General features: G+C 72.4%; 10 protein-coding genes. 5 read left to right on the top strand and 5 right to left on the bottom strand.

The genetic code is table 11. From position 1 onward, the window contains the following. Positions 1 to 64: 64 nt before the first annotated feature. Entirely contained in the window at positions 65 to 754 is a 690-nt protein-coding gene (locus D7X12_RS08470) for an SDR family oxidoreductase (protein ID WP_120624758.1), read from the bottom strand. A gap of 102 nt (positions 755 to 856) precedes the next feature. Between D7X12_RS08470 and hemG the strand changes: the two genes are divergently transcribed. The 3 genes from hemG to D7X12_RS08485 all read left to right on the top strand — a co-directional run bounded on the left by hemG (position 857) and on the right by D7X12_RS08485 (position 4363). Further along, positions 857 to 2224, top strand: a complete 1368-nt coding sequence (gene hemG / locus D7X12_RS08475; protein WP_120624759.1) for a protoporphyrinogen oxidase — start codon at positions 857 to 859, stop codon at positions 2222 to 2224. Between the two features lie 283 nt (positions 2225 to 2507). After that, positions 2508 to 3566, top strand: coding sequence for a sensor histidine kinase (locus D7X12_RS08480; protein ID WP_120624760.1), 1059 nt, complete (start codon positions 2508 to 2510; stop codon positions 3564 to 3566). Next, a complete protein-coding gene (locus D7X12_RS08485) occupies positions 3563 to 4363 on the top strand; it encodes a LytR/AlgR family response regulator transcription factor (protein ID WP_120624761.1) in 801 nt (266 codons plus the stop codon). Before D7X12_RS08480 ends, D7X12_RS08485 begins: the two co-directional genes overlap by 4 nt. Here D7X12_RS08485 and D7X12_RS08490 read toward each other — a convergent pair. Together D7X12_RS08490 and D7X12_RS08495 are read right to left on the bottom strand one after the other, a co-directional pair. Beyond that, entirely contained in the window at positions 4360 to 5826 is a 1467-nt protein-coding gene (locus D7X12_RS08490) for a hypothetical protein (RefSeq protein WP_147443581.1), read from the bottom strand. The two genes, D7X12_RS08485 and D7X12_RS08490, sit on opposite strands and share 4 nt — an antisense overlap. A gap of 110 nt (positions 5827 to 5936) precedes the next feature. Beyond that, positions 5937 to 7433 (bottom strand): glutamate-cysteine ligase family protein, encoded by a 1497-nt coding sequence (locus tag D7X12_RS08495; RefSeq protein ID WP_120624763.1) that lies wholly within the window; start codon positions 7431 to 7433, stop codon positions 5937 to 5939. A gap of 169 nt (positions 7434 to 7602) precedes the next feature. On the opposite strand from D7X12_RS08495, the gene rlmN reads away from it, so the two are divergent. Then, positions 7603 to 8685 carry a dual-specificity RNA methyltransferase RlmN gene (gene rlmN, locus D7X12_RS08500; protein ID WP_120624764.1) on the top strand — a complete coding sequence of 361 codons (1083 nt, stop codon included), beginning with the start codon at positions 7603 to 7605 and terminating at the stop codon, positions 8683 to 8685. Between the two features lie 251 nt (positions 8686 to 8936). Next, positions 8937 to 9323: a hypothetical protein gene (locus tag D7X12_RS08505; protein ID WP_120624765.1), complete on the top strand. Its 387-nt coding sequence runs from the start codon at positions 8937 to 8939 to the stop codon at positions 9321 to 9323. 36 nt (positions 9324 to 9359) lie between these two features. On the opposite strand, the gene D7X12_RS08510 is transcribed toward D7X12_RS08505, so the two are convergent. Together D7X12_RS08510 and D7X12_RS08515 are read right to left on the bottom strand one after the other, a co-directional pair. Then, complete coding sequence (locus D7X12_RS08510; RefSeq protein WP_120624766.1) at positions 9360 to 10970, bottom strand: adenylate/guanylate cyclase domain-containing protein; 1611 nt, start codon at positions 10968 to 10970, stop codon at positions 9360 to 9362. Positions 10971 to 11003: 33 nt separating this feature from the next. After that, a complete protein-coding gene (locus D7X12_RS08515; RefSeq protein ID WP_120624767.1) occupies positions 11004 to 11873 on the bottom strand; it encodes a metallophosphoesterase family protein in 870 nt (289 codons plus the stop codon). Between the last annotated feature and the right edge of the window lie 30 nt (positions 11874 to 11903).

The following is an 11903-nucleotide window of genomic DNA, read 5'->3' on the forward strand; positions in this document are numbered from 1 at the left end:
TCCGCCAGGCTCCGGTGTCCTGCGGGGCGCGTTCACCCCCGGACACCGCGCGCGGACGAACGGACTACCAGGGGACTTCCGTGCCCTCGTAGTCGAAGAAGCGGCCGGAGTGCTCCAGCGAGAGCCCGTCGATGACACGCAGCATCCCGCTCACCGAGTCGCGCGGGGGCAGCGGCGCATCCGCCCCGCCCATGTCCGTCCGCACCCAACCGGGATGCAGCAGCACGAACGCCAGCCCGTCGCGGCGCAGGTCGTTGGCCATGGAACGCACGCCCATGTTCAGCGCGGCCTTGGACATGCGGTAGGCGTACGCGCCCCCTTCCGTGTTGCTGGAGAGCGACCCCATGCGCGACGTGACGTGCGCCACCTTGCGGCCCAGGCCATGCCGCAGCGCGGGCAGCAGCGCGGAGGTGATGCGCAGCGGCCCGAGCGCGTTCACCGCGAACGTGCGCTCCAGGTCCGCGTAGTCCAGTTCGTGCAGCCCCACCCACTGGCCCTGCACGCCCGCGTTGTTGATGAGCACGTCCACCGGCTCGCGGCAGATGTTCGCCGCGAACGCCTTGACGCTGTCCGCCTGGGTGACGTCCAGGGGGTGGATCCGCAGCCGGTTGCCCGACTCATGCAACAGCGGCTCCAGCCGACGCGCCATCTCCGGGGCACGCACCCCGGCGTCCACCGTCTCTCCGCGTCGCAGCAACTGCTGCACGAACTCGAAACCGATGCCGCGGCTGGCACCCGTGATCACGTAGCGCATGCTGGTATTAACGCGCGGTCCGCCGCTCCTTGGCAAAGCCACCCCTTCGCACTAAGGCCGCCCAGGGGTGCTCACCCCAGGACACCGTACGGAGAGAACGTCATGACGGTCGCGGTCATCGGGGGGGGGATTTCAGGTCTTGTCCTGGCTCACAGGTTGCGTTCCAGAGGGGCGGAGGCCGTCGTGCTGGAGTCGGCGGCCCACGTGGGCGGCAATGTGCGGACCCACACCCTGGGCGGATACATCCTGGAATCAGGACCCAACAGTTTCCTGGACCGGGAGCCCACGACGCGTGAACTGGCGGCGGCCCTGGGGGTGGAGGCGCGCATCCGTCCGGCGGATGCGGCGGCAAAAAACCGCTACATCTTCACTCGGGGTGCGCTCAGGGCGGTGCCGTCCTCACCGCCCGCGTTCCTCACGTCCGACATCCTTCCCCTCTCCGCGCGGCTGCGCGTGCTGGGGGAGTTGTTCAGTTCCCGGGGTCCTGCCGGGGTGGACGAATCGCTGGCCCAGCTGGGGCGGCGCCACCTGGGGCCGGAAGCCACCACGGTGCTGTTGGACGCGGTGCAGACGGGCATCTACGCGGGCGACCCGGAGAAGCTCAGCGCGGAGGCCACCTTCCCGCAGCTCGTGAAGATGGAGCGCGACCACCGCAGCCTCATCCTGGGCGCCATCCGCTCCCAGCGCGCGGCGCGCAAGGCCACGGCTTCGCAAGGGGACTCGAAGTCGAAGCTCACCGGGCTCTTGAGCACCTTCGACGGCGGCCTGGGCGTGCTGGTGGACGCGCTGGCGCTGTCGCTGGGGGATGCCGTGCACACCGACGCGAAGGTGGAGGGGCTCACGCCCCAGGCCTCCGGTTGGAAGGTGCGGGTGCGCGAGCGCGGCCGGACGGTGGAGCTGCTCGCCTCCCACGTGGTGCTGGCGGTGCCGTCGCACGTGGCGGCGGGGCTCTTGCGGCCCCTGGATGAACCCCTGGCGGGGAAGCTGGAGGGCATCCCCTACGCGCCCATCGCCGTGGTGCACCTGGGCTTCGCGCCGGGGGCGACGCCGAAGCCGGACGGGTTCGGGTTCCTGGTGCCGGCGGTGGAGCACAAGGCGGTGCTGGGCACCATCCACGTCTCCACCACCTTCCCCTTCCGCGTGGAGGGCGGGCGGGTGCTGCTCACGTGCCTGATGGGCGGCGCGCGGCGGCCGGACGTCGTCGCGCGGGACGAGGACGCGCTGGTGGCGCTGGCGCGCGAGGAGCTGAAGGCGATGACGGGACTCACCGCGACGCCGGAGCTGACGCGGGTGGTGCGCTGGCCGCGCGGCATCCCGCAGTACACCGTGGGCCACCTGGAGCGCCTGGCCTCCCTGGACGCGGGCCTGAAGCGCTGGCCCGGCCTGCACCTCACCGGCAACGCGTACCGGGGCGTGGGCGTCAATGACTGCATCCGGGACGCGACGCGGCTCGGGGACGCGCTGGCGTAGCGGCGGAGGGACGGCCGGGGGCTTGGGCGCGACCGCTCACCCCCGCTTCGCGACGGCCGGGCCCACCCCTCCCCGGAGGGCCCCTGGGGCGGTGACACAGTGCGTGGGCATGTTTCACGGACACCGGAGGAACCCCCCATGTTCTCACTGCGTTCGCCGCTCCTGTTCGTGCTTGCCCTCCTCTTCTTCCCCGCGCTCCTCGCCGGGACGCTCGTCCTGGACCTGGTCCCGGCCCCCGTCCCCCGGCGTTAGCAGGCCAGACGGTGTAGCCTTCCGCTGGAGCATGTCGGAGACGTCGGAAGGGTCCATCGTTCGCGCCACGTTGCGCGCCCTCGTCGCGCCCCTGCGGCTGGGCCCCATCGTGCTGGTGTCGCTGCCGCTGCTCGCGGCCCAGGTGCGCTGGAGCGTGGATCCAAACGCGCTGTGGCTGGGCGTCCTCCTGTGCCTCTTGTGCGTCGCCGTCGCGCCCGTGTCGTACCGGGTGCTGTTCCCCGAAGGGCTGGACCTGAGCCACGGCGGCATCCGCCTGCTGCTCTACGGGGCGGTGGGCACCGGCGTGGTGCTGTCCGTGGGCTACGCGCTGCCGCGCCTCACCGACATGCAGCCCACCTTCCTGTCGGAGCGGTACAATCTGGCCGTCTGCGGCGGGCTGTTCCTGGTGGCCGGCTGGGGCCTGGGACGGGACATCGGCTTCGAGGAGACGCTGGCCCGCGAGCGTGCGCGCGCCACCCGCTTCGCCTGGGAGGCGGAGCAGGCGCAGCTGCTCGCCATCCGCAGCCACCTGGATCCGCACTTCCTCTTCAACACGCTCAACGCCATCGCGGAGTGGTGCCGCGAGGACGGCGCCGTCGCCGAGGCCGCCGTGCTGCGCCTGTCCACGATGCTCCGCTCGGTGCTCGCGGGCGTGCGCAGCGTCACCTGGCCGCTGTCGCAGGAGCTGGAGCTGATGCGCACGCTGTTCGACCTGCACCTGTTGCGCGACCCGGACCTCTTCCAACTGCGCATGACGGTGGCGGACGGGCTGGGGGACGTGCCGGTGCCGCCGCTGCTGCTGCTGCCGCTCGCGGAGAACGCGGTGAAGCACGGGCCGGCCTCCGGGCACCGGGGCCCGCTGCTGGTGGAGGTGGGCGTCACGCGCGACGGGGCGGTGGAGGTGTCCATCGACAACCCGGGCGCGTCCCGGGGCCCCCGCGAGGGCAGCGTGGGTCTGCCCACCGTGGAGCGGCGCCTGGCGCTCGCCTATGCCGGGCGCGCGTTGCTGTCGCTCGCGAGCGCGGACGGGCGCACCCGTGTCACCGTCACCCTGCCCCGCCAGGGCCCCCAACCCGGAGTCCTCACGTGAGAGAGCCCCTGCGCGTCCTCATCGCCGATGACGAACTGCTGGCCCGGAAGCGCCTGTCCCGCCTGCTGGCCGCGCTGCCGGACGTGAGCGTCTGCGGCGAGGCGGTGGACGGGGACGCGGTGCTCGCCGCGGTGCGGGCGGGCGGCGTGGACGTGGTGCTGCTGGACATCCACATGCCGGGCCTGAGCGGCCTGGACGCCATGGGCCTGCTGCCCGCGGGCGGCCCGCACGTCATCTTCTGCACCGCCCACGCGGAGCACGCGGTGACCGCCTTCGAGCACGGCGCGGTGGACTACGTCCTCAAGCCCGTGGAGGCCGCCCGGCTGCAGAAGGCCCTGGAGCGCGTCCGGGCCCGGCAGCCGGCGTCACCTGTGCCCGCGAAGGCGAAGGCGCTCCCCGTGCCTCCGCCCGCGTCCCCGGAGCGGGAGCGGGAGCGGCCCGCCTTCGCGCGGCTGCCCATCCCCACGCGGCAGGGGCTGGTGCTGGTGTCGCCGGACGCCATCTCCCACGCGTCGCTGGAGGACGAGCTCGTCACGGTGTTCACCGCCCAGGGCGACTTCCTCACCGACTTCACCCTCAACGAGCTGGCGGACAAGCTGCCCGCCGAACACTTCCACCGGGTGCACCGGCGCGCGCTGCTCAACCTGTCGCACGTGACGCGGCTGGAGCCGCTGGAGACGGGCGGCTACCTGGCGCGCACGGCGCGGGGGCACTCGGTGGAGGTGAGCCGCCAGTCCGCGCGCGACCTGCGCCGCCTGCTGGGGCTGCGCAAGGGCGCGGAGGACGAGGGCCCCTAGTTCCAGACGAAGAGCTGGTGCACCTGCCCGGCGTCGTCGCCCAGCGTGTCCGCCAGGGCCTTGCGCGCGGGCGGGGGCAGCTCCACGCCGCCCCGGGCGCAGCGGGCCGCCTCCTCGCGGGTGAGCGCGGGCGCCTTGCAGAAGGAGGCCTGCCAGCGCGCCAGGAGCGTCTGGGAGAAGGTCTTCTCGTAGCCCTGCAGCTCCCTGTCCAGCCACCCGTCCTTGCTGGGCTGGGAGAACGTCTGCGGCTTCACGTCGGCGGGGGGGAAGGTGATGTTGTGCTCGTAGCCGGAGGCGGACAGGGAGTTCTCCGCCTTCACGGCCAGGGGCGCGTGCTGCTCCTGGAGGACGGCCTGGGCCACCACCGCGAAGTGGTACTCCACGCCCCGGCGCAGCGCGCGGTACGCGAAGGAGCGCGGCACGTCGCGGTACTTCGTCACCTCCACCGTCGTCTTGTACTCCACCGTCTTCTTCTGGGTGACGAGGCGCTTCTTCATCTCCCCCTTGTCCACGTAGGACTCCTCCACCGTGTACGGCACCTCCGCCGTCGCGGTGCGGTCCTCGTGCGCGGTGTACGGCACCTGCTCCGTCCACGATGCCGCCAGGTCCACCGGCTGGCTGGTGCGCGACTCGCTCAGGGTCCCCTGCACGGTGAGCGGCGGGCGGCGCGGGGAGCCCTCCCCGTACCAGGGCGAGGACTCGAACGCGCCCGCCAGCCGCGACAACAGGTATTGGACGACGTCGTTGCTGATGCCCTCCAGGGACACCTGGAACATGGGGACGCCCAGCGCCTCCGGGAACAGCGGCGCTAGGGGCGCGACCTGGCGGTAGTGCCGGCAGTAGCGCGACACCAGCTCCGCCCAGTGCGCGCTGCCGTCCGACGGCTCCTGCTTCAGCCGGGCGCACGTCGCCGCGCCACCCTGCTGCACGGCCTCCTCCACGTCGCGACGGATGGGCGCCATCTCCGCGTACGCGAGCAGCGCGCGCTTGCGGTTCAGGTGCGCCTCCGCCGTCAGCGCGTGGCCCCGCTTCGCCTGTTCATTGATGAGCTGGCGCAGGTGCTGGTGCGTGCCGGCCATCTCCTCCAGGAGCGAGCTCTCCATGCCGCCGTCCAGCTTGGAGCTCCACTTCTTCCGGTAGGTGAGGAACTGCTCCAGGTTCAGCTCCGCGTCCTCGTCCCGCCCCTCCACGCGGGCCTGGCGCGCCTGGGTGAGCAGCTGCGACAGGCCACGCCAGCGCAGGTCCTCCAGCGAGGAGCGCAGCGACGGGTCGTTGGGCGAGTCCTCGACGACCTTCACGTACAGCTCGGCGGCTTCGACGAAGCGGCCCTTCTCCGCCAGGTCATTGGCCTTGCCCCGGAGGGACGAGCACGCGGTCACCGCGCTCACGCAGACGAGCAGCGGCACGAGGAGGAACTTCCGGCGCGCGCCGGAGAGGGACGACGGGGAGGTGGAGGCAATCACGGACGGCATCCTTCAGCGCGTGGCGCGGGCCCGCTGGCAGACGACCCGGCGGGCCTCCATATTCACAGCCACGCCCGCGTCCCGACAAGGCCCCCCGGCTTACATCAGGCTCAAGACGACTCCACGGGCCACGTGTGCACGGGCAGCCCCGACTCCGAATGGTGGAGGTAGCGCTCCAGCAGGGCCGCCAGCGCGTCCGGCCTCGGCATGTGGGCCTCCAGCCTCGCCAGCACCTCCCGCTGCCAGCGCGCCCCGGTGCGCCGCAGGGCCACGCGCTGCGCGATGATGTCCAGCATCGCGTCCGCCTCGGCGGCGTCCACCCCGTGCTCCGTCAGGCCGCGCCGCGCGATGGGCAAGAGCTGCTTCACCAGCTCCACCACCGGCACCGGGCGGGGGCTGGGCGCCACCTCCGCCGGCCACAGCATCACCGCGTCCAGCCCCCGCTTCGCCGCCTGCTTGAAGTTGCGCCGCGCCTGCCAGAAGGGCAGCGCCGGCAGGAGCGCGTCCACCCGCTCCGCGAGCCCCAGCGTCAGCCCCAGCAGGAACGCCCCGTTGGCCACCATGTCCACCACCGTCGGGCCCGCGGGCAGCGCGCGGAACTCGATGCGCACGTGGCCGTCCCCGTGCGGATCATAGATGGCCCGGTTCCAGCACCAGACCGTGCCCTGGTGCAGCCGCAGCTCCTCCAGCGCCGGCACGCCCCCGGCCGCGACGATGTCCAGGGGAGCGTCCTCCTTGCCCAGCACGGGCAGGAGCGGCGGGTAGAGGGCCACGGCCTCCGCGAACAGCTCGTGGACCCCCTCGCGCACCCAGCCGTGGCCGAACGTCACGCGCGGGTGCAGGTGGGCCGCCTCGTCGCCGCTCTCGCTGCGGTCGTCGGTGGCCTGCTGGAAGAGCGCCACGCGCGTCTCCTCCCACAGCCGCTTGCCCAGGAACAAGGGCGAGTTGCCCGCCGCCGCCAGCACCGGCGCCGTGGCGAGCTGCGCGGCGTTGTACACGCGCGCGAAGTCCTCCGGCGCCACGCGCAGGTGGAACTGGAGCGACGTGTTCGCCCCCTCCAGCGTCACGTCATCCCAGGTGAGGTTGAGCGTGTCGTCGCCCGCGATGGCCACCTGGAACGGCCCGTCGCGCCGCTTGCGGATGGCGGCGTTCAGCGCCCGGTAGCGGGCCTGCTGGGTGAGGGCCCCCTTGCCCAGGTCCGCCTGCCGCAGCGTGGGCAGGATGCCGATGGACGCCACGCGCGCGCCCTCCAGCGCCGCCGCGCGCTGGAGTTCCTTCAGCACGTCCTCCAGCTCCGCCCGCAGCCCGGTGAACGGCCGCCCCGCGAGCAGCGAGGGCCGCACGTTCGCCTCCATGTTGAAGCGGTTGAGCTCCAGCGTCACCCGGTCGTCCTGCGTCCGCGCCAACACCTGCTGGTTCACCGGCAGCGGGTGGCCCGCGCCGTCCACCAGGTACACCTCCAGCTCCGCGCCCATCGTCGTGGGCCCCACGCCGAAGCCGGGGCGCTTCAGCAGCTCTCGCAGCGCCTCCAGGCTCTCCGCGAGCCGCTGCACGAACCGCTCGTGCTCCTCTGGCGTGAACTCCTCCTGCTGGATGGCAAGACCCATAGGCCCTCCACGATTGGCACGACGCACCGCGCTGGCACGGCAGGTGTCACCCGCTGGACGCCGTGGCCCCGCGAAAACCGTCCGCCCCGGGTCCCCTCGCTCCCCTGGTCGCCCTGCGGGCTTGCGGCCCCCGGTGCGCGGCGCCGGGGTGTGTTATCTCGACCCGGTCATGTCGGACGCCACCGCCCTGCTCAACCTGTATGACCTGCCGCGCCCCGCGCTCGACGCGCGCCTGGGCGACTGGGGCTTCAGCCCCCAGTACCGCGAGCGCGTGTGGACGGGGTTGTACCGGGACGGGGTGACGGCGCTCGGCGATGTGGCGGGCCTGCGGCCGGACCTCCAGGCCGTGCTCCAGGAGCGCGCGCAGCTGGGAGCGCTCGCCACGCACCACGAGAGCTTCAGCAGCGACGGGCTCACGCACAAGCTGCTCCTGCGGCTGCACGACGGGCAGACCATCGAGACGGTGCTGATGCGCTTCAAGGGCCGCGCCACCGTGTGCGTGAGCACGCAGGCCGGGTGCGCCATGGGCTGCGTCTTCTGCGCCACCGGACAGATGGGGCTGTCGCGCCACCTCACGCCGGGAGAAGTCGTGGGCCAGGTGCTCCACGTCACGCGCCTCTTGCGCGAGCGCGGAGAGGCGCTGCGCAACATCGTGCTGATGGGCATGGGCGAGCCCCTGCACAACTACGAGCACACGATGGCCGCGGTGGACATCCTCGTGGACCCGAAGGGGCTCGCGCTGGCGCCGCGCTTCATCACGCTGTCCACCGTGGGCGTGGTGCCCGGCATCATCCGGCTCGCGGACGAGGCGCGCCCGGTGCAGCTCGCGGTGAGCCTCCACGGCGCCACCGACGCGGAGCGCGCCGCGCTGGTGCCCGCGGGCCGGCGCTGGCCGCTCAACGAGTTGATGGACGCGTGCCGCTACTACGTGGCGAAGCGCCGGCGGCGCATCTTCTTCGAGTGGACGTTGATTTCCGGCCGCAACGACACCGCCGAACACGCGCACCACCTGGGCGCGCTGCTGCACGGGATGGACGCGCACGTGAACGTCATCCCACTCAATCCCACGGTGGGCTACGACGGCGGGCCCAGCGTGCCCGACGCGGTGCGCGCGTTCCAGGGCGTGCTCACGTCCCACGGGGTCCCCAGCACGGTGCGTCAGCGACGCGGCATCGACATTGACGCAGGCTGCGGCCAGCTCAAGGCCACCGTGGAGCGCAAGCCCCGCCGCACGCTTCCCGTTGCGTCCTGAGCAGCTGCTGAACAGCTCCCGAGCGACTCCCGAGCAACTCCCGAGCGACAACGGGGTCGTCCGGAACACCCGACCCGCGCACCTGACCTGTCGTGTCACCCCCATCCGCTAGGGTGCGCCCGCCCACGCGTGCACCATGGCGTGTGGGTCCGTCGCGCATTTCCACAGGCCCTTGCATGGCACTGGCTCGTGGGCACATTCTTGGCGACGGCTTCCACGCAACCCAACGGCTTTCCCGGAGGAGGTGGGCAATGCTTTCCATCCAGGAGCACGGCACGGTGGAAGAGGCGAGCAGCAACCTGCTCGACTTCATCCTCATCCCCGACAACTGGCTCGAGCAGGCGGCCCCGCAGCCCGAGGGCTCCTCCGCGTGGCCGGCGTCGGACATGCAGTACCAGCGGCGCGTGGGTTCCCTGCGCATCTGCGCGTCGGTGGACGTCGCCCCGACGTTGGACGTGACGCTCCACATCGCGTTCCGCGCACCGGGGCTGACCCCCATCAAGGCGGCGGATCACCTGGAGAGCTTCCTCAAGCAGCGTCTGCCGCTGACGCCCAACAGCGAGTGGCAGGTGGAGGTGGATGATCGCCGGTGGATCCACTTCTCGCGCCGCTACGCGGGCACGCACCTGCTGGCCTGACGTCTCCCAGGCTCGGAGCCCGGCCGCGCGCGAGGCCTACAGCGAAAGCTGGTAGTGCCGCAGCGGCTGGGCCACGTTCTTCACGGGGGTCTCCGTGAGGGGTCCGAACTGGAGCTTGCGCACGAAGGGCTCCTGCGACGTGCGCAGCGCCTCGTGCACGCTCTGCATCACCAGCGTCTCGCGGAAGCCCGCCAGGGACTGGAGGCGCGCGGCCTGGTTCATCCCGCTGGAGAAGGCGGTGTAGTTGCGGTTGGGGCCGAAGAGGCCGCAGTTCGCGGTGGCCAGGTTCACGCCCACCGCCACGCCCAGCCCGGGCAGCTTCACCCGCTGGCACAACGCCGCCACCTCCTCGCGCGCGCCCAGCTCCGCCGTGAAGGCCTGGATGTCGCACGCGGCGCGCACCGCGGCCTCCGCGCGGCGCACGCGGTCCGTCTGGAAGAAGGGCGGACCGAAGAGGCCGATGACGCAGTCCCCCACCATCTTGTCGAACACGCCGCCGTGCGCCCAGATGCAGTCCACGGCGCGCGCGCTCCACTCGTCCACGAAGCGGCCGATGCTGCGCGGGCTGTCGAAGCCCTCTTCGCAGATGCGCGTGAAGCCGTTGATGTCCGCGAACAGGATGCCCACCTCCTGCTCCTGCGCGCGCAGGTGCCGCGCGTAGTCCGGGTCCTCCAGGAGCGCGTCGATGGCGCCCGTGGGGAAGAACTGCGACAGGTGGATGCGCTCGCGGTTGTAGTCCAGCAGGCGCTGGCTCAGCGTGGAGGCCAGCACGCGGATGAGGTCCATCGCGTAGGCGGAGAAGCCCTCGTTGCTCCAGACGACGATCTTCCCCAGGGGCTCGCTGCGCGCCGCCGCGGAGATGAGCACCGCCTCCGTGGTGCGCCCGTCGAACAGCCGCTTGAGCACGCCCGCGTCGCCGTGCAAGAGCCGCGTGCCGTGCTGTTGCAGCAGCGCCTCCAGCGTGGAGCTGGGCTGCTCTCCGCTCTCGTACTCCAGCTGACCGTGGCGGTAGGTGCGGTAGTGCAGCACGTGCGGCTGCACGGCGTCGCGGTACAGCAGGAGGAAGCCCGGCAGCCGCACCCGCTGCGCCAGCGTGCGCACCGCCTGGTCCATGCCCGCCTCGAAGACAGGGTTGGCCAGGTGTTCGTTGCACTGGAGGATGAGCTGGTGCTTCTCCGACGCGGTGTGGACCAGCATCAGCACCGTGTCCAGCTCCTCCGCCACCACGTCCAGCGCGCGCAGCCGCCGGGCCGTGGTCTCCGCGTCGCCGGGGACGCCCGGATAGAGCAGCCCCAGCGTGCCCACCGGCGAACCCGCCACGTCCAGCGTCTGGGTGACGAGCGTGTCCTCGCCATGGACGCGCATGCCCGTGGCGCCCGCGAGGAGCGCGCCGGGGAAGATGCCGCCCCACTCCCCCTCGCACCAGGTCTGCTCCACCAGCTCCTCGTCGCGCGTGGTGAGCGCGATGGCGCGCGCGCCGGTGTGCTTCAGCAGCGTGGGGAAGCAGCGCCGGAAGCACTGGGCCAGCGTCTCGCGCTCCCGGAGGCTCTCCTCCAGGAGGTCGTCCGCCACGCGCCCCAGCTGGCGCAGGAAGCGGTACTCCTCCAGGGACAACTCAGCGGGTGGGGCGGTGGGCGCGGGGGTCATGTCCGCCCCTTCTACCGCCGTGCGGTGGCCCTGTCAGGTGGCCCCGGCGACGGAGCCGGGTGCGTGCTTCGTGCCGCCCACCACCACACCGCCCTCCACCTCGATGAGCCAGTAGCCCTCCTTGCCCGCCTGGGTGGAGGAGCCCGCGCCGAACAGGTGGGGCCGGTCCGCGGTGGCCGGGTGGTGGTAGCGCTGGTGGATGTGGCCATGCAGCACCGCGAAGCGCGGGCCCGGCAGCAGCTTCAGGAGGGCGTCCGCGTCCCGCAGGCCGTGGTGCCAGCCGTCCGCGTGGTCCGCGAAGGTGCGGGGCGCGTGGTGCACGACGACCAGGATGGCGCGGCCGTCCAGGCGGGGGTCCGCCACCAGGGCCGCCAGGCCTTCGAGCTGCGCGGGCCCGATGGTGCCGTAGGACAGCCCCGGTGAGGGCAGCGACCGCGCCGAGCACAGCCCCACCACCGCGGCGCCCTCCCCCACGAGCCGCACGAAGGGAAACGCCCCCTCGCGGCGGTGTTCGGGCAGGTCGCTCTCCAGGAGCCCACCGAAGTGCTGGGCGAAGCGGCCGCTCGCATGGCTGCCGGGGGTGAACACGTCGTGGTTGCCGGGGATGACGGTGCAGCGCGCGGGGGACGAGGCCAGCGGGCCCAGGGCGGCGCGGGCGGCGCGGAACTCGCCTTCGAGCGCGTAGGCGGTGAGGTCGCCGGAGAGGATGAAGTGATCCACGCCGTGCGTCTGCGCGTCGCGGGCGATGGCGGACAGCGTGTGCTGCGCGTTCCGGTAGGCCTTCGCCCGGCCCCCGGCCGTCAACTCGACGAGGGCCACCCAGCGGCGCCAGCCCAGCTTGCGAAGAGGGAGGGCGAAGTAGTCCTCCGTGATGTGGACGTCGGAGCAGTGCAGGAAGCGCATGGAGGGGGTCACCCCAGGGGAACGGAGGCC

The sequence above is a fragment of the Corallococcus sicarius genome (genome assembly GCF_003611735.1).
Taxonomy (GTDB): Bacteria; Myxococcota; Myxococcia; order Myxococcales; family Myxococcaceae; genus Corallococcus; species Corallococcus sicarius.